Annotated in this window: 16 protein-coding genes; 10 read left to right on the top strand and 6 right to left on the bottom strand. The window is 74.9% G+C overall.

Going from position 1 to position 16636, the window contains the following annotated elements; genetic code table 11:
* The first annotated feature begins 97 nt into the window (after window positions 1-97).
* Window positions 98-403: a helix-turn-helix domain-containing protein gene (locus AC4MBH_RS20000; RefSeq protein ID WP_491797155.1), complete on the top strand. Its 306-nt coding sequence runs from the start codon at window positions 98-100 to the stop codon at window positions 401-403.
* Between the two features lie 13 nt (window positions 404-416).
* Here the strand turns inward: AC4MBH_RS20000 and AC4MBH_RS19995 are convergent, their stop codons facing one another.
* From AC4MBH_RS19995 to AC4MBH_RS19975, 5 genes are all read right to left on the bottom strand, one after another.
* Window positions 417-1223 carry a DNA-formamidopyrimidine glycosylase family protein gene (locus AC4MBH_RS19995; RefSeq protein WP_491797154.1) on the bottom strand — a complete coding sequence of 269 codons (807 nt, stop codon included), beginning with the start codon at window positions 1221-1223 and terminating at the stop codon, window positions 417-419.
* Complete coding sequence (locus tag AC4MBH_RS19990) at window positions 1210-5739, bottom strand: ATP-dependent helicase (RefSeq protein ID WP_491797153.1); 4530 nt, start codon at window positions 5737-5739, stop codon at window positions 1210-1212. The genes AC4MBH_RS19995 and AC4MBH_RS19990 overlap by 14 nt, the downstream gene beginning before the upstream one ends.
* Before the next feature lie 281 nt (window positions 5740-6020).
* Window positions 6021-6737, bottom strand: a complete 717-nt coding sequence (locus tag AC4MBH_RS19985) for an NUDIX hydrolase (RefSeq protein WP_491797152.1) — start codon at window positions 6735-6737, stop codon at window positions 6021-6023.
* The gene (locus AC4MBH_RS19980) at window positions 6734-7306 is read right to left on the bottom strand and encodes an isochorismatase family protein (RefSeq protein ID WP_491797151.1); all 573 of its coding nucleotides are present in this window, start codon (window positions 7304-7306) and stop codon (window positions 6734-6736) included. Before AC4MBH_RS19980 ends, AC4MBH_RS19985 begins: the two co-directional genes overlap by 4 nt.
* A complete protein-coding gene (locus tag AC4MBH_RS19975) occupies window positions 7303-8646 on the bottom strand; it encodes a nicotinate phosphoribosyltransferase (RefSeq protein ID WP_491797150.1) in 1344 nt (447 codons plus the stop codon). The genes AC4MBH_RS19980 and AC4MBH_RS19975 overlap by 4 nt, the downstream gene beginning before the upstream one ends.
* Window positions 8647-8705: 59 nt before the next feature.
* On the opposite strand from AC4MBH_RS19975, the gene AC4MBH_RS19970 reads away from it, so the two are divergent.
* Window positions 8706-10253, top strand: a complete 1548-nt coding sequence (locus tag AC4MBH_RS19970) for an HsdM family class I SAM-dependent methyltransferase (RefSeq protein WP_491797149.1) — start codon at window positions 8706-8708, stop codon at window positions 10251-10253.
* 101 nt (window positions 10254-10354) lie between these two features.
* On the top strand, window positions 10355-10810 hold the full coding sequence (locus AC4MBH_RS19965; RefSeq protein ID WP_491797148.1) for an HNH endonuclease: 456 nt from the start codon (window positions 10355-10357) through the stop codon (window positions 10808-10810).
* Between the two features lie 228 nt (window positions 10811-11038).
* Here the strand turns inward: AC4MBH_RS19965 and AC4MBH_RS19960 are convergent, their stop codons facing one another.
* Window positions 11039-11539 carry a hypothetical protein gene (locus tag AC4MBH_RS19960; protein WP_491797147.1) on the bottom strand — a complete coding sequence of 167 codons (501 nt, stop codon included), beginning with the start codon at window positions 11537-11539 and terminating at the stop codon, window positions 11039-11041.
* 84 nt (window positions 11540-11623) lie between these two features.
* On the opposite strand from AC4MBH_RS19960, the gene AC4MBH_RS19955 reads away from it, so the two are divergent.
* The 7 genes from AC4MBH_RS19955 (at window position 11624) to AC4MBH_RS19925 (ending at window position 16634) form a co-directional block, all read left to right on the top strand.
* A complete protein-coding gene (locus AC4MBH_RS19955) occupies window positions 11624-12187 on the top strand; it encodes a DM13 domain-containing protein (protein ID WP_491797146.1) in 564 nt (187 codons plus the stop codon).
* Between the two features lie 94 nt (window positions 12188-12281).
* Complete coding sequence (locus AC4MBH_RS19950; RefSeq protein WP_491797282.1) at window positions 12282-13406, top strand: class I SAM-dependent methyltransferase; 1125 nt, start codon at window positions 12282-12284, stop codon at window positions 13404-13406.
* Entirely contained in the window at window positions 13403-13597 is a 195-nt protein-coding gene (locus AC4MBH_RS19945; protein WP_491797145.1) for a DUF3046 domain-containing protein, read from the top strand. Before AC4MBH_RS19950 ends, AC4MBH_RS19945 begins: the two co-directional genes overlap by 4 nt.
* 36 nt (window positions 13598-13633) lie before the next feature.
* On the top strand, window positions 13634-14167 hold the full coding sequence (locus AC4MBH_RS19940) for a hypothetical protein (protein ID WP_491797144.1): 534 nt from the start codon (window positions 13634-13636) through the stop codon (window positions 14165-14167).
* 18 nt (window positions 14168-14185) lie between these two features.
* Window positions 14186-14986, top strand: a complete 801-nt coding sequence (locus AC4MBH_RS19935; protein ID WP_491797143.1) for an S-methyl-5'-thioadenosine phosphorylase — start codon at window positions 14186-14188, stop codon at window positions 14984-14986.
* Window positions 14987-15047: 61 nt separating this feature from the next.
* The gene (locus tag AC4MBH_RS19930) at window positions 15048-15557 is read left to right on the top strand and encodes a hypothetical protein (RefSeq protein ID WP_491797142.1); all 510 of its coding nucleotides are present in this window, start codon (window positions 15048-15050) and stop codon (window positions 15555-15557) included.
* Window positions 15558-15581: 24 nt separating this feature from the next.
* On the top strand, window positions 15582-16634 hold the full coding sequence (locus tag AC4MBH_RS19925; RefSeq protein WP_491797141.1) for an NAD-dependent epimerase/dehydratase family protein: 1053 nt from the start codon (window positions 15582-15584) through the stop codon (window positions 16632-16634).
* Window positions 16635-16636: the final 2 nt, after the last annotated feature.

Raw genomic sequence — 16636 nt, 5'->3', positions numbered from 1 at the left:
CCACCCCCCGAGGCGGACCCCGGAAGATCCGGGTCTCCGGTAGCGTTGGGACCGCATGACCGTTGCATGGGGGCAACCCAGACCAGGAGGCAGTCAGATGGTGCTCTTCCGACGCCTGCTCGGTGACGTCCTGCGGGAGCGCCGGGTCCAGCGTGGTCTGACCCTGCGCGAGGTCTCCGCCCAGGCCCGGGTGAGCCTGGGCTACATCTCCGAGATCGAGCGCGGTCAGAAGGAGGCCTCCTCCGAGCTGCTCGCCTCGTTGTGCGGCGCCCTCGAGGCCCCGCTGTCCGAGGTGCTGCGCGAGGTCTCCCGCGCCGTCGCCCTCGAGGAGGCCGCGCTGGCCGGGGCCACCCCGATCGCGGGTCACCCGCGTCCCGACCGGGTCGTCGCGCCCGCCGCCTGAGTCGGCCCGTCCGTCAGCCGTCCGAGGGCACCTCGGGCTGGCAGCGCGGGCACCAGTACGTCGCCCGCTCCTGCTCGGCGGGTCCACGCATGGTCACCCGGACCGGGGTGCCGCACCGCCGGCACGGCGACCGGTCGCGGCGGTAGACCCACATCCGCTCGCGCTCGCGCAGGTTGCCGGTGGTCGACTGCACGGCCCGTTCCTTGTTGAGGTCGAGCATCTGCTTGGCCCGGCGCACCACCCGGCGCAGGCCCGGGGTGCTGCCGACCGGTGTGAGCGGGTGGAGGCCGGCCACGAAGCAGAGCTCGGCGGCGTACATGTTGCCGATGCCGGCCAGGTTGCGCTGGTCGAGCAGCGCCTCGACCACGGGCCGGGCGGGGTCGGCCGTGAGCCGGCGCAGCGCCTCCTCCTCGTCCCAGTCGGGGCCGAGCAGGTCGGGCCCGATGTGGCCGACCGCCGACCTCTCCTCGGCGGTGGGGAGCAGCTCGACGATGCCGAGGGAGAAGCCGACGGCCTGCTCGCCGGCGGTGGTGAGGACGACGCGCGCCTGGTGGGCCGGCCGCGGCCAGCGGGCGCCGTGGGGCAGCACCCGCCAGGCACCCTCCATCTTCAGGTGGGTGTGCAGGGTCCAGCGGTCGTCGCCGTGGGCGATGCGGGTGAGCAGGTGCTTGCCGCGCGACACGGTCTCGACGACGGTGCCGCCGGCGAGGTCGGCCGTGGCGTGCTGCGGCACCCGGAAGTCGGTGGCGACCAGGTCGCGGCCGCTCAGGTGGCGGTGGAGGAGGCGGGCGGCGCGGAAGACGGTGTCACCCTCGGGCACGCAGCCTCAGCCCCTGCGGTGTGGTCACGAACCCGGCTGCGCTGAGCGCCCCCCGCAGCGGCGTGCTGCCGCCGCCGAGGAGCGCGGCGCCGTCGGCCTTCTCGACCGTGAGGCGCCCGAGCGCGCCCCGCCGGACCGTCTCGGCGAGCGCCTCGGTCGCGGGCGTGAGGACGTCGGGGTCCTCGGACCAGGTGAGCAGCGTGCGGCCGCCGCGCTCGACGTAGAGCGTCAGCACGCCGTCGACGGTGACGACGATGGCGCCGGCCTTGCGACCGGGCCGGTGGCCGCCGCCGGAGTCGGGCCAGGGGAGCGCGGCGCCAAAGGGGTTGGCGGGGTCGGTGGCCGCCAGCGCGACCGCCGAGGGCTTGGCGTCGACCGGCACCTCGCTGAAGGTGCGCAGCCGGTCGATGGCGCCGGCGGTGCCGAACTGTGCGGCGCCGAGGCCGTCGACGAAGTAGCCGCGCCGGCAGCGCCCGGAGTCCTCGAACGCCGAGAGCACCTTGTAGACCGCGGCGAACCCGCCCGGGACGCGCTCGCTCACCACGGCGCCGCGGATCACCACCCCGTGGCGGTCGAGCAACCGTTCGGCCGTGGTGTGGGCGCGCCGGGTGACGTCGGCGTCGACCTCGGGCAGCACGGCCCAGCGGCCCGCGGTCTCGGGCGGGCCGGTGCGGCTGACGCGTCCGGGACGCGGGGCCGGACGCCGGGTGCGGTGGGTGCCCCGACCGGCGCCGACCAGTGCCCGCAGCGGCACGAGGGTGTCGTTGCCGACGCGCCCGGCCCAGACGAGCTCCCACAGCGCGGCGCTGATGGTGGCGTCGGTGAGCCGCGACTTCTCCAGGGACGTGCGGACCCGGTCGGCCAGCTGGTGGAAGAACCAGGCACCGCCGCCGGCGAGCGCAGCCAGGACGGCCTCCTGCAGCTCGCCGGCCTCGAAGGGGGCGGGCGGCGGGAGGGTGAGGTGGGCCTGGTCGGCGAGGTGCAGCGAGACCCACCCGTCGGACCCCGGCAGCGCGCTGTGCCCGGCCCAGAGCACCTCGCCCGACGCGGTCAGCTCGTCGAGGTAGGACGGCTCGTAGTCGCGCACCCGCGCGGCCAGCACCAGCGGCTCCAGCGCCGACGCCGGCACCGGCGCGCCGGCCAGCTGGTCGATCGCGCTGACCACGCCGTCGACCCCGCGCAGGCCCTTGCCGGTGACGTGCTGCCAGGCGGACAGGAAGCGTCCGAGCGAGGCCGGCTCGACCGGCTCGACCTCCTGCCGCAGCCGCGCCAGCGAGCGGCGGCGCAGGCGGCGCAGCACCTCGGCGTCGCACCACTCCGAGCCCGACCCGGAGGGCCGGAACTCGCCGTCGAGCACCCGGCCCTGGGCGGCGAGGCGCTGCAGGGTGTGTCGGGCGACCGCGGCCCCGAGACCGAGGCGGTCGGCGACGTCGTCGGTGGTGAACGGCCCGTGGGTGCGGGCGAAGCGGGCCACCAGGTCGCCCAGCGGGTCGTCGACGGGCTCGGCGAACACGTCGGGGGTGCCCGGCGGCACCGGCACGCCCAGCGCGTCGCGCAGCCGGGCGACGTCCTCGACGACGGCCCACCGCGGCACCCCGGCCAGCCGCACCTCGACGACCCGTCGTGAGGACGCGAGCGCCTCGAGCCAGTGGTCGACGTCGGCGCCCGCGACGCTGCGGGCGCGGACCTCGTCGACCGACTGGGGCCCGAGCAGCCGGAGCACGTCGACGACGCCCTCGGCGTCGCGGGCCCGACGGTCGGGTGCCAGGCGCTGCAGCTCGGCCTCGACCTCGGTGAGCACGTCGGGGTCGAGCAGCTCGCGCAGCTCGGCGCGGCCGAGCAGCTCGGCGAGCAGACCCTGGTCGAGCGCGAGCGCGGCTGCGCGCCGCTCGGCGATGGGGGAGTCACCCTCGTAGACGAACTGGGCGACGTAGCCGAACAGCAGGCTGCGGGCGTAGGGCGACGGCGACTGGGTCGCGACGTCGGTGACGGTGACCTCGCGCCGGTCGACCGCGCGCATCAGCGCCACCAGGGCCGGCAGGTCGTAGACGTCCTGCAGGCACTCGCGCACGGCCTCGAGGACGATCGGGAACGAGGGGTACTTCGAGGCGACCTCGAGCAGCGCCGCCGCGCGCTGGCGCTGCTGCCACAGCGGCGAGCGGCGTCCGGGGTCGCGGCGCGGCAGCAGCAGGGCGCGGGCGGCGCACTCGCGGAACCGGGCGGCGAACAGGGCGGACCCGCCGACCTCCTGGGTGACCAGCTGCTCGATCTCGTCGGCCTCGAAGACGACGACGTCGCCGGTGGGCGGCTCGGCGTCGGTGTCGGGGATGCGGATCACGATGCCGTCGTCGGAGGCCAGCGCCTGCCCGTCGACGCCGTAGCGCTCGCGCAGCCGGGCGTTGATGGCCAGCGCCCACGGTGCGTGCACCGGCACGCCGTAGGGGGAGTGGACGACCAGCCGCCAGTCGCCGAGCTCGTCGCGGAACCGCTCGACCAGCAGCGTGGTGTCGCTGGGCAGGACGCGGGTGGCCTCGAGCTGCTCGTGCAGGTAGCCGACGAGGTTGCCGGCCGCCCACTCGTCGAGACCGTCGCCGCGGGCCTGGGCCTCGGCCTTGGCGCGCGGCAGCGCCCCGAGCTCGCGGGTGTAGGCGCCGATGGCCGCGCCGAGCTCGGCGGGCCGGCCGAGCGTGTCGCCCTTCCAGAACGGCAGGCGACCGGGGATGCCGGGCGCGGGCGTGACGAGCACGCGGTCGTGGGTGATGTCCTCGATCCGCCAGCTGGTGGCGCCGAGCGCGAAGATGTCGCCGACCCGCGACTCGTAGACCATCTCCTCGTCGAGCTCGCCGACCCGCTTGCCGGGCCCCTCGCCGCCGACCAGGAACACCCCGAACAGGCCGCGGTCGGGGATCGTCCCGCCGCTGGTCACGGCGAGCCGCTGCGCGCCGGGCCGGCCGGTGAGGGTGCCTGTGACGCGGTCCCAGACGATGCGCGGCCGCAGCTCGGCGAACTCGTCGCTGGGGTAGCGGCCGGCGAGCAGGTCGAGCGTGGCGTCGTAGGCCGAGCGCGGCAGCTGGGTGAACGGCGCGCTGCGGCGGACGAGGGCGTAGAGCTCGTCGACGTCGACCGGGTCGAGCGCGGTGGCGGCGACGACCTGCTGCGCCAGGACGTCGAGCGGGTTGGCGGGGATCCGCATCGCCTCGATGCCGCCGGTGCGCATGCGCTGGACGGCGACGGCGGTCTGGGCGAGGTCGCCGCGGTGCTTGGGGTAGAGGACGCCGCGGGAGGTCTCGCCGACCTGGTGACCGGCGCGGCCGACGCGCTGCAGCGCGCTCGCCACCGACGGCGGCGACTCGATCTGGACGACGAGGTCGACCGCACCCATGTCGATGCCGAGCTCGAGGCTGCTGGTGGCGACCACCGCCGGCAGTCGGCCGCGCTTGAGGTCGTCCTCGATCAGCGCGCGCTGCTCCTTGCTGACCGAGCCGTGGTGGGCCTTGGCGATGACGGTCTCGGCACCCTTGGTGGCACCGGACTGCGCCATCACCTCGGCGGGCTGTCGGTCGCTCTCGGGCAGCGCCGCCTCGGCGCGGGTGGTGGCGATCTCGTTGAGCCGCGCGGTCAGGCGCTCGGCCAGGCGGCGGGAGTTGGCGAAGACGATGGTCGAGGTGTGCTTCTCGATGAGGTCGACCACGCTCTCCTCGACGTGGGGCCAGATGCTGCCGGTGCGGCCGTCGTCGGCGTCGGAGTCGACGTCGACGTCGCCGTCGGGGGCGGTCATGTCCTCGACCGGGACGACGACCTTGAGGTCCCACGACTTCGACGCCGGCGGCGCCACGATGTCGACCGGCGCGCTGCCGCCGAGGAAGCGGGCCACCTCCTCCAGCGGGCGGACGGTGGCCGACAGGCCGATGCGCTGCACCGGTCGCTCCAGCAGCGCGTCGAGGCGCTCGAGGCTGAGCGCGAGGTGGGCGCCGCGCTTGGACCCGGCGACCGCGTGGACCTCGTCGACGATCACCGTCTCGACCCCGCGCAGCGACTCGCGGGCCTGGCTGGTGAGCATCAGGAACAGCGACTCGGGAGTGGTGATGAGGATGTCGGGGGGAGCGGTGGTGAGCTTGCGCCGGTCGGCGGCGACGGTGTCACCCGACCGGACGCCGACCGTGACCTCGGGCACCGAGGCCCCGAGCCGGTCTGCGGTGTGGCGGATGCCGGTGAGCGGGGCCCGCAGGTTGCGCTCGACGTCGACACCGAGGGCCTTGAGCGGGCTGATGTAGAGAACCCGGGTGCGGTGCTTCTTCTCCTCCGGCGGCGGCGAGGTGAGCAGCCGGTCGATCGACCACAGGAAGGCGCTGAGGGTCTTGCCCGACCCGGTGGGGGCGACGACCAGCGCGTGCCGCCCGGCCGCGATCGCCTCCCACGCCCCGACCTGCGCCGGCGTCGGCTCGGCGAACGCCGCCCCGAACCAGGTGCGGGTGGGCTCGCTGAACTGCGCGAGCGGGGCGGGGGTCTTCGACACCGAGCCAGTCTTGCCTACGGCACCGACAGTCCTGCTCGCCCGGACGGAGGGGCGTTGGTGGTCTGGGGGCGGGGGGTGGCGTGGGTTGCCGTTGCCGCGCGATCGCGCGGGAACGACAGATTTTGGGGCCCTGGATCTGCCATTGCCGTTCGATCGCGCGGCAATGGCAGTTTTCCCGGTCGCGATCTGCCGTTCCCGTTCGATCGCGCGGGAACGACAGATCCGCCGGCGTTCGATCTGCCGTTGCCGTTCGATCGCGCGGCAACGACAGATCGAGCAGCTCAGTCGCCGGCGGTACGCAGCATCGGCGGCTGGATGGCGCGTGCGTCGCCGCGGCGGTAGAGCAGGGCCGGGCGGCCGCCGGACTCGCCGCTGCCGTGGCCGTCGGTGGGGACGACGAAGCCGTCGGTGCTGAGGACCTTGCGGCGGAAGTTGCCGAGGTCGGGCGCGACGCCCCAGACGGCGGCGTACACGCGGCGCAGCTCGGGGAGGGTGAACGGCTCGGCGACGAAGTCCAGCGCCAGCGTCGTGTACTCGAGCTTGGCGCGCACCCGCTCGAGCGCGTCGCGCAGGATCTCGGCGTGGTCGAAGGCCAGCGACGGGGAGTCGGGGCCGTCACCGAGGACGTCGTCGACCGCCCACCACCGGGCGCCGGCCGCGTCGGAGCCGGCCTCGGGCTCGGGCAGGTCGGGCGCGAACGCCACGTGGGCGACCGAGACGACGCGCATCCGCGGGTCGCGGTCGGGGGCGGAGTAGGTGCGCAGCTGCTCGAGGTGGCCCTCGAACCGCTCGACGCCGGTCTCCTCGACGAGCTCGCGCCAGGCGGCGGTCTCGGCGTCCTCCTGGGGCTCGACGAACCCGCCCGGCAGCGCCCACGAGCCGGCGTAGGGGTCGGCCCCGCGCTCGACGAGCAGCACGGCCAGGGCGCCGTCGCGGATCGTGAAGACGGCGAGGTCGACCGTGACCGCGAACGGCGGGTGCTCGGTCGTGTACGTCATACCGAGACCCCCGCCTCGGTCATCTCGTCGACGGCGGCCGCGCTCGTCTCCGGCGCGACCCCGGCGTGCATCCCGTCGAGCAGCCGGACGGCGAGCCCGGCGCGCCGCGCGTCGAGCACGGAGGCGCGGACGCAGTAGTCGGTGGCGATGCCGGCGACGTCGAGCTCGGTGACCCCGAGGTCCTGCAGCAGCGCCTCGAGGGTGGCGCCGTCGTCGGTCACGCCCTCGAAGGCGCTGTAGGCCGCGACCCCCATGCCCTTGCGGACGTGGTGGGTCACGCGCGTGGTGTCGAGCTCGGGTGCGTAGTCGCTGCCGCCGGTGGTCGAGACGCAGTGGACCGGCCAGGTGCTGACGTAGTCGGGGTCGGTGCCCGGCTCGGCGAAGTGGCCGTCGTTGGTGCCGTGGGCGTCGTGCCAGTCGCGGGAGGCCACGACGGCGGCGTAGTCGTCGGCGTGCGTGGCGAGGTGCTCGCTGATCCGGGTGGCGACGTCGCGGCCGCCGGTGACGGCGAGCGACCCGCCCTCGACGAAGTCGTTCTGGACGTCGACCACGAGAAGTGCGCGTGTCATGCGGGTGCTCCTTCGGTTGCTGCGGGTGCTGCTGCGGGTTGGACCTTGAGATACGCGCTGCCGCCGCTGATGGCGAGCGCCGACGGCGCCAGGGTGGCGAGCGCGGCGGCGCAGTGCTCGCGCACCTCCGCGAGCGTGGGGGAGTGCACGGTGTCGCCGGCGCGGACCACCGGCACCTGGACCGGGACGCCGTCGTGCGGCGGCTCGTCGTCGGCGCTGGTGAACCACTCCTCGACGAGCACGCCCTGGTCGTCGTGACGGCGGTAGGCGGTCTTGCGCCCACCGACCGAGATCTTGTCGTGCGACTTCTTCGCCACCGGGCGAAGCGCGCCGTCGAGGGAGTCGGCGACCGCGACGAGCTTGTAGACCATCTGGGCCGTCGGGTGTCCCGACCCGGTCGCGACGCGCGTGCCGACGCCGTAGCCGTCGATCGGGGCGTCGGCGAGTGCGGCGATGACGTACTCGTCGAGGTCGCTGGTGGCGACGATCCGGGTGCTGGTGGCGCCGAGCTCGTCGAGCAGCCGGCGGGCGGCGTGGGCCTCGTCGGCGAGGTCACCGGAGTCGATCCGGACCGCGCCGAGCGCTGGCCCGGCCACCTCGACGGCGTTGCGGATGCCCTGCGGGGTGTCGTAGGTGTCGACCAGCAGCGTCGTACCGGGGCCTTGAGCGGCGACCTGGCTGCGGAACGCGTCGAGCTCGCTGCGGTGAGCGAGGGTGAAGGCGTGCGCCGCGGTGCCGACCGTCGGTACGCCGTGCAGCCGCCCGGCGGCGAGGTTGCTCGAGGAAGCGAACCCGGCGACGTACGCCGCCCGCGCCACGGCCACCGCGGCCTGCTCGTGCGTGCGCCGGCTGCCCATCTCGATCAGCGGCCGGCCCTGGGCCGCGGTGACCATCCGGGCGGCGGCCGAGGCGATCGCGCTGTCGTGGTTGAGCACGCTGAGCACCAGCGTCTCCAGCAGCACGCCCTCGCCGAGGGTGCTGCGCACGGTGAGCACCGGGCTGCCGGGGAAGTAGAGGTCGCCCTCGGGGTAGGCGTCGATGTCGCCGGTGAAGCGGAAGTCGCGCAGGTAGTCGGCGGTGGGCTCGTCGACGACGCCCTCGGCGAGCAGCCAGTCGACCTCGTCGGGGTCGAAGCGGAACCGCTCGACCTGGTCGAGCAGCCGGCCCAGGCCGGCCAGGACGCCGTAGCGTCGGCCCTCGGGGAGACGCCGGGCGAACGCCTCGAAGACGGCGGGGTGGTGCACGCTGCCGTCCTTGACGAACGAGGCCAGCATGGTCAGCTCGTAGCGGTCGGTGAGCAGGCTGGGTGAGACCCGGTCGGGGATCGTGCTGTCGGCCATCAGGCCCTCCTGTTTGTAGTCATGTTGACTATAACACGTGAGCCCTAGGCTCACACCCCGTGGACGCACTTCGTCACGCGGTGCGTGCCGCCGGCTGGGACGCCGTCCTCGCCACGGTCTCCGCCGCCCACGGGTGGGGCCCGTCGCCGACGGGCTCGGTGGTGGCTCCCTGGCGCGACCCGGCCGCCGCCGCCCACCTCGGCGAGGTCCACGAGTCGCTGCTGGTCGACCGGCAGGGCAGCGGGTCGTTCTACACGCCACCGGTGCTGGTCGACTGGGTGCTCGAGCGGGTGCTCGACCGGCCCGACCTCACCGTGCTCGACCCCGCCTGCGGCACCGGCAACTTCCTGGTCGCAGCCCTGCGCCGGCTCGGGCCGGGGGCGGTCGGGCGGCTGCACGGCGTCGACCTCGACCCGGTGGCGGTGGCGATCACCCGGCTGCGGCTGCGCCTCGAGGCGCCCGATGTCGACCCGCGCGTGCTCGAGCGCACGATCCGGGTCGGTGACGGGCTCGGCGAGCACCCCGGGGCGCCGTACGACGTGGTGGTCGGCAACCCGCCGTTCGGGGGACGGCTGCGCTCGCGCGGCCCGGTCGCGAGGCGGGCGCCGGCGGCGTACACGGACACGAGCGCGGTGTTCCTGGCCCACGCGCTCGACCTGGTGCGACCCGGCGGGGCGGTGGCGCTGGTGCAGCCGCTGTCGTTCCTCGCCGCGCGCGACGCCGCACCGGTGCGCGAGGCGGTGCGGGAGGCCGGGGCCGTCACCGACTTCTGGTCGTCGGCGACGCCGGTCTTCACCGGCACGCCCGTGCTGACCTGCGTGCCGGTGGTGCGGCTCGGCGCGGCGCCGTCGGACGGGATCGCGCTGCCCGAGGGCGAGTGGGGCGCGCTGGCCGCGCCGGCGCTGGGCATCCCGGCCGTGGCGCCGCGCACCGACGGCGTGCTCGGCGACCTCGGTCCGTGCACGGCCGACTTCCGCGACCAGTACTACGGGCTGGTGCCGCACGTGCGCGAGGGCGGCGAGGGGGCCGTCGGCGTGCCGCTGGTCACGGCCGGCCTGGTCGACCCGGCGCGGTGCCGGTGGGGCGAGACGCCGACCCGTTTCGCCAAGCAGGACTGGGCTTCACCCGTCGTCGACCTCGACTCGCTGCGCGCCGACGGCCGGCTGTCGTCCTGGGCCGACGCGCGCCTGGTGCCCAAGGTGCTGGTCGCCCCGCAGGGTCGGGTCATCGAGGCCGTCGTCGACGCCGACGGCGCCTGGCTCCCGTCGGTGCCGGTGGTGACGCTGGCCGTCGAGCCGGCGCGGCTGTGGCACGCGCTCGCCGTCCTGCTCGCGCCGCCGGTGGTCGCGCTGGCCGCCGCGAGGTACGCCGGCACGGCCCTGACCGCGACCGCGATCAAGCTGAGCGCCCGCCAGGTGGCCGCGCTCCCGCTGCCCGCCGACCGGTCCGCCTGGGACGCCGGCGCCGCGCTCGCCCGTGCCGCGCAGGAGGTCTCCGACGCCGACCGCCCTGCCGCGCTGCGCGCCTGCGCCGAGGCGATGTGCACGGCGTACGACGACCGCGCGGCGCTGGCGTGGTGGGAAACCCGCGTGCGCCCCACGCGTTGACTCCCTACCTTCTTCGGGGCGCCACCGGGCGTTCACGCGCAGACAATCGAGACGGAATCGCCGGCTCGGAGTCTAGGATTCCGCACAGAAGGGAGCAGCCCATGACCACCTTGACGGGAACGGTGCTGCTCTACAACGCGTCCTTCGAGCCGCTCGGCAAGGTCAGCTTCAAGCACGCGGTCAAGATGCTGGTGCGCGAGGTCGCGGTCGTCCACGAGGCCCACCCCGAGCGGATGATCGGCCCCTACCAGTGGCCACGGGCGCTCCGGCTGGTCCGGTACGTCGCGACGAAGTGGCTCTACCGGCCGGCCGGCTACACGCGCCACGGCGTCCTCGCCCGCGACCGCCACCGCTGCGCCTACTGCGGCACCCCCGCCGACACCATCGACCACCTGCTCCCGCGCTCGCGTGGCGGCACCTGGACCTGGCTCAACACCGTCGCCGCCTGCGGCCCGTGCAACGAGCGCAAGGGCAACCGGACCCCCGCCGAGGCCGGCATGCGACTGCGCGTCGACCCCTGGCACCCGACCCGGGCGCAGGTCGCGGCCTGGTCGTGACGTCGGGTTGGTGGGGCTGGGGTTGCGGGGCCGGGCCGGGGCCGAGATTTCACCGGTCCACCGGGGAAGTCTGAACTTCCCGGGCAATGCATTGCCCGGGAAGTTCAGGTATTGCCTGGGGAGTGGTGCCGCTGGGTCCCGTGTGACGGGTGGTGCCAGGCTGGTGCGGATCTCCCCGGTTCACCGGTGAAATCCGAACTTCCCAGGCAAACCCCCACGCCCCACCCGTCACCCACCCGCCGCCGCCGTCACCACCCCCACCAACGGCACCGGAGCGGCGTCGAGCGGCACGACGCCGGCGAGCAGGTCGGCGTACGTCGCCTTGTGGCCGCTGCGGGCGCCGAACCACCGGCGCAGGCGCTGGGCGTCGGGGCGGTCGCGCTGGGCGGGCTGCTGCGCCATCAGCTGGTACGCCGGCCGCTCGCCCTGGGCGTCGACCACCGCGAGGACGCCGGGCACCCCCACGGCGCGGACCAGCTCGTCCTCGAGGTCGGCGTCGCAGACGAAGCACGACACCTCGACGGGAGAGTCGGCGAGCACCCGGGCGACGTAGCGGGTCTCGGGGGCGTCGTGCAGGAGCAGGGCGGTACCGGGCGTCCGGGCCAGGTGGGCGCGCAGGTTGGTGATGCCGTTCATCACCGTCACGTCGGGCACGGGCAGCCCGAGCCGCGGGGCGAGGGCCACCAGCGCGCGGCGGTCGCTCTCGCCCTCCACCAGCACCGTGGTCACGCCGGTGACGGTAGCCGTGGACCCGTAAGGGACTCGACACACTTCCGGGCTGGGCGCCGACGCCGGCGCCGATAGGTTCGAGCCATGGTGAGGTGGATCGTCGGCGGGCTCGCCCTCCTGGTCGTCGCGGCGGGGTCGTGGGCCTTCGAGCCGTGGCGGCTCGTGACCTCCAGCACGCTCGACGAGCCGGTGCCCGGCGCCGGCAGCCGGGCCGGGGAGGACTCGATCCTCGACGTCGCGACCACGCCTGGTCCGCGACCCGGCACCGCCGCCCCCGACGAGCCCGAGCCGAGGAGGCCCCGGCTGACGATCCTCGGCCGGGGCGACCTCGAGGCCGCCGAGCACGAGACCCGCGGTCTCGCCGTCGTGGTGGAACAGGCCGACGGCTCACGCTTCCTGCGGATCGAGGACCTCGCCACCTCCGACGGCCCCGACCTCCACGTGGGGCTCTCCGACGCCCCGAGCGGCGGCGACTGGGGTTCCTACGACGACGGCCGCTACGTCCGGCTCGACGACCTCAAGGCCACCCACGGCAACCACAACTACGACATCCCCGACGACGTCGACCTCGACGGCCTCACCACGGTCGTCATCTGGTGCGACCGGTTCGACGTCGCCTTCGGCACCGCCGACGTCACCGCCGCCTGATCACCGAACGATCCTGGCGGCATCGCCACCAAGAGTGGCCGGATCTCGGGCGACGGCCGACGCCACGACCGGCGAGACTCCCGCCGTGGACACCATGATCGAGCCCGACACCAAGGACTGGACCTGGGTGCTCGAGCGCCCCTGCGGCGACTGCGGGTTCGACGCCGCCGACGCCGACGTGACCCGCGTGGGTGACGAGATCCGTGCCAACGCGACGCTGTGGGAGGTGGTGCTCACCGGGCCCGCGCCGTCGCAGCGGCCCCGGCCCGCGGTGTGGTCGGCCACCGAGTACGCCTGCCACGTGCGCGACGTCCACACCATCTTCACCGAGCGCGTCGCTCTGATGCTCGACCAGGACGCACCGCACTTCGCCAGCTGGGACCAGGACGCCACCGCCGTCGAGCAGCGCTACGACCTCGCCGACCCGGCGGAGGTCGCCCGCGAGCTGCGGGCGGCGGCCGAGACCGTCGCCGCCGTGTACGACGCCGTCCCCGACGAGGCGCGGGGCCGCACCGGCCGGCGCAGCGACGGCAGCGCGTTCACCGTCGACACGATCGCCCGCTACCACCTGCACGACGTCGTCCACCACGTCTGGGACGTACGCCGCCAGCTCACCGTCGCCGCCTACGACCGGCACGCCGCCGACTACCGCGACGCCTCCGCGCCGCTCGGCGACGCGGTCCGCGAGGGCCTCGACGACCTCGCCGCACGCGTCGGCCCGGGCGCGCGGGTGCTCGAGATCGGCAGTGCCGGTGGCCGCGACGCGCTCGAGCTCGAGGCGCGCGGGCTGCGGGTCCGGCGCACCGACGTGTCGCCGGGGTTCGTGGCCCTGCTGCGCGGGGCCGGGCACGAGGCCGACGTCCTCGACCCGCTGGTCGACCCGCTCGACGACCCGGCCACCGAGGGGCCCTACGACGCCGTGTGGGCCAACGCCAGCCTGCTCCACGTCGCCCGCGAGGACCTCGCCGTCGTGCTCGCCAGGCTCGCCGGCGCCACCCGGCCCGGGGGAGTGCTGCGGCTCTCGCTCAAGGAGGGCGACGGCGAGGGCTGGTCGACGCACGGCAGCGTCGGCGTACCCCGTGCCTTCACCTACTGGCGGCGGGCCGACCTCGAGGCCGTGCTGGCGGAGTCGGGCTGGACCGTCGAGCGGGTCGACCGCGCCGACGGCCGACGCGGTGAGCACTGGCTTGCCGCGGTCGCCTACCGTTCGGCTGCGTGAGGCACACCGAGCTCTGGTCGCGGATGGAGCACGCGCTCGGCACCGCCTACTACCGCGTGTGGGCCGACTCCGTCGTGATGTCCGACCTCGGCGGTCGGACGGCGCAGCAGGCGCTCGACGACGGCGTCGCGCCCAAGCAGGTGTGGGCCGCGGTCTGGCGCCAGCTCGAGCTGCCCGACCGCGACCGCTGACCCCGGCGAGCGACGGGCGTCCGTAGGGTGGCCGCCATGATGCTCCCGACCACCGTCACGACCCCCGACTCGAGCCCCGTCCCGAGCCGCGTCCCGACCCGCGGCCGCCGGCTCGCGCTCACCGTCCCCTCCCTGCTGCTGGCCCTCACGCTCGCCGCGTGCGGTGGCGACGAGGGCGACGACGGAGGCGACGGCGGAGGGAGTGCCAGCGAGGGGGCCCCGGAGATCAGCAAGGACGACTTCGTCACCCAGGCCAACGAGATCTGCGCCGAGGGCAACCGCGACCTCGAGGCGGCCGGTCAGGAGGTCGACCCCACCGACCCCGACGCGATCCCGATGTTCGCCACCGAGGTGCTGGTGCCCAACATCCGCGGCCAGCTCGACGACATCCGCGCGCTCGGGTTCCCCGAGGCCGACGCCGACACGCTCGACGGCACCCTGCAGGACGCCTCCGCCGCCCTCGACGAGATCGAGTCCGACCCCAGCGTGCTCGCCAAGGGACCCAACCCGTTCGAGGACGTCAACGTCGTGCTCACCGACTACGGCCTCACCGAGTGCGGCTCGGAGTGACCCGGCATGCCCCCCGCGATGCCTGAGGCGGTCGCCGACGTCGCGGTCATCGGCGGCACCGGCTTCTACTCCTTCCTCGACGGCGACGTCACCGAGCACGCCGTCACCACGCCGTACGGCTACCCGTCGGCGCCGGTGTCCGTCGGCGAGGTCGCCGGACGCCGGGTCGCGTTCCTGCCCCGGCACGGACCGCACCACGAGCACCCGCCGCACGCCATCCCCTACCGCGCCAACGCCTGGGCGCTGCGCTCGCTCGGCGTCCGGCAGGTGCTGGCGCCGTGCGCGGTCGGGGGTCTGTCCACCCAGGTCGAGCCGGGCGACGTCGTCGTCCCCGACCAGCTCGTCGACCGCACCCACCGACGGGTCGGGTCCTTCGTCGAGCGGGGCGCGGTCCACCTGCCGTTCGCCGACCCCTACTGCCCGGGGGTCTCGGACGCCGCGGCCGGGGCCGCGCCGGTCGTGCGCCGCGGCGGCACCATGGTGGTCGTCGAGGGGCCGCGGTTCTCGACCCGCGCCGAGTCGCAGCACTACGCGGCGCAGGGCTGGGACCTGATCAACATGACCGGCGCCCCCGAGGCCGCCCTGGCCCGCGAGATGCTCCAGTGCTACGCGCCGATCGCCCTGGTCACCGACATGGACGCCGGCGCCGAGTCGGGGCAGGGCGTCGGCCAGGACGAGGTCTTCGCGCTGTTCCGCGCCAACCTGGAGCGGCTCACCGGCATGCTCACCGCCGCGATCGGCGCCCTGCCCGACCCCGACGGCTGCACCTGCTCGACCTGGGCCGACGGGGTCGAGCTCACGTACGACGCGCCCGGCTGAGCGTCGCGCCTGACCCGTTCGAGCCATTCTCCCCGCCTTCTCGCGGGGTTACGTTGCCGACATGCGCCAGCGTCTCTCACCCTCGTTCATCGTCGCCGTCCTCGCCCTCGTGCTGCTCGCCGGCGGCACCGGCTACGCCGCAGGCAAGATCACCTCGCAGCAGATCAAGGACGGCACCATCCAGTCCCGCGACGTCCGCGACGGCGGCCTCACCGGCAAGGACGTGCGCAACGGCTCGCTCCCGCGCACCAAGCTCGCCCGGGGGTGCGCGGTGGGCGAGGTCGGGGCCTTCGGAGGCTGCGTGCGCCGCACCGCGAGCGGCCCGTCGGGCTACCAGGCCGCCATCGAGGACTGCAGCAAGCGCAACGGCCGGCTGCCCACCACCGCCGAGCTGAGGCACATCGCCCTCCGCAGCGTCTTCTCCTGGGCCGACGGCAACGTGAGCCAGTACGAGTTCACCGGTGACTACACGTCGGTCAACCCGCACACGCCCATCTCCTTCGACCGCGCCGGCAACGCGATCACCGACTCCACCCCCAACCTCTTCTGGCACCACTGCGTCACCTACTGACCGCCGCCCTCCTACGTTGGAGGGGTGCGCGTCCTCCTCACCGGCTCCGCCGGCTTCATCGGCACCGCGATCGGCACGGCGCTGGAGACCGGCGGGCACGAGGTCGTGCGCGTCGACCTGATGCTCTCGCAGGCCCACGGCGAGACCGCGCCACCGCCCGGCACCCACCACCTCGACGTGCGCGAGGCCGGCGACGACGAGCGGTGGGCGCCGCTGCTCGACGGCGTCGACGCGGTGTGCCACCAGGCGGCCGTGGTCGGCGCGGGCGTCACCGTCGCCGACCTGCCGGCGTACGCCGCCCACAACGACCTCGGCACCGCCGCCCTGCTCGCCGCCGTGCACCGTGCGGGCGTCGACCGGCTGGTGCTGGCGAGCTCGATGGTCGTCTACGGCGAGGGCCGCTACACCTGCGCGACCCACGGCGACCAGGCCCCGCCGCCGCGCGCCGTGGCCGCCCTCGAGGCCGGCGACTTCGACAACCACTGCCCGGTCTGCGGCGAGCCGCTGGGGTGGGCCACCGTCGACGAGGACGCCCGCCTCGACCCCCGCAGCTCCTACGCCGCCAGCAAGCTCGCCCAGGAGCACTACGCCGCCGCCTGGGTGCGCCAGGCCGACGCCGCGGCCGTGGCGCTGCGCTACCACAACGTCTACGGGCCCGGGATGCCGCGGGACACGCCGTACTCCGGGGTCGCGGCGATGTTCCGCTCCTCCCTCGAGCGCGGCGAGCGGCCGCGCGTCTTCGAGGACGGCGCGCAGGCGCGCGACTTCGTGCACGTCGACGACGTGGCCCGGGCCAACGTGCTCGCGCTCGAGGCCGTCGGGTCGGGGGAGTCCCCGGCGTACGCCGCCTACAACGTCGCGTCGGGCCACCCGGTGTCGATCCTCGACGTCGCGCGGCTGGTGGCGCGGGGCACCGGTGCCGGCGTGGAGCCCGAGGTCACCGGTGCCTACCGGCTCGGCGACGTGCGGCACGTCGTCGCCTCGCCCGAGCGCGCCGCCCGCGCGCTGGGGTTCACCGCCGCGGTGCTGCCGGAGGACGGGTTGCCGGCGTTCGCGACCGCGCCGCTACGGGCCTGACG

The sequence above is a fragment of the Nocardioides sp. WJ219 genome (assembly GCF_058559815.1).
The sequence above is the reverse complement of the archived record's forward strand: the minus strand, read 5'-3'. Positions and strand labels throughout refer to the sequence as shown.

Coding starts and splice junctions, on each gene's coding strand:
- AC4MBH_RS20000 (WP_491797155.1), top strand. CDS start 98: ATGGTGCTCTTCCGACGCCTGCTCGGTGACGTCCTGCGGGAGCGCCGG.
- AC4MBH_RS19985 (WP_491797152.1), bottom strand. CDS start 6,737: ATGACGTACACGACCGAGCACCCGCCGTTCGCGGTCACGGTCGACCTC.
- AC4MBH_RS19980 (WP_491797151.1), bottom strand. CDS start 7,306: ATGACACGCGCACTTCTCGTGGTCGACGTCCAGAACGACTTCGTCGAG.
- AC4MBH_RS19975 (WP_491797150.1), bottom strand. CDS start 8,646: ATGGCCGACAGCACGATCCCCGACCGGGTCTCACCCAGCCTGCTCACC.
- AC4MBH_RS19965 (WP_491797148.1), top strand. CDS start 10,355: ATGACCACCTTGACGGGAACGGTGCTGCTCTACAACGCGTCCTTCGAG.
- AC4MBH_RS19955 (WP_491797146.1), top strand. CDS start 11,624: ATGGTGAGGTGGATCGTCGGCGGGCTCGCCCTCCTGGTCGTCGCGGCG.
- AC4MBH_RS19950 (WP_491797282.1), top strand. CDS start 12,282: ATGATCGAGCCCGACACCAAGGACTGGACCTGGGTGCTCGAGCGCCCC.
- AC4MBH_RS19940 (WP_491797144.1), top strand. CDS start 13,634: ATGATGCTCCCGACCACCGTCACGACCCCCGACTCGAGCCCCGTCCCG.
- AC4MBH_RS19935 (WP_491797143.1), top strand. CDS start 14,186: ATGCCTGAGGCGGTCGCCGACGTCGCGGTCATCGGCGGCACCGGCTTC.
- AC4MBH_RS19930 (WP_491797142.1), top strand. CDS start 15,048: ATGCGCCAGCGTCTCTCACCCTCGTTCATCGTCGCCGTCCTCGCCCTC.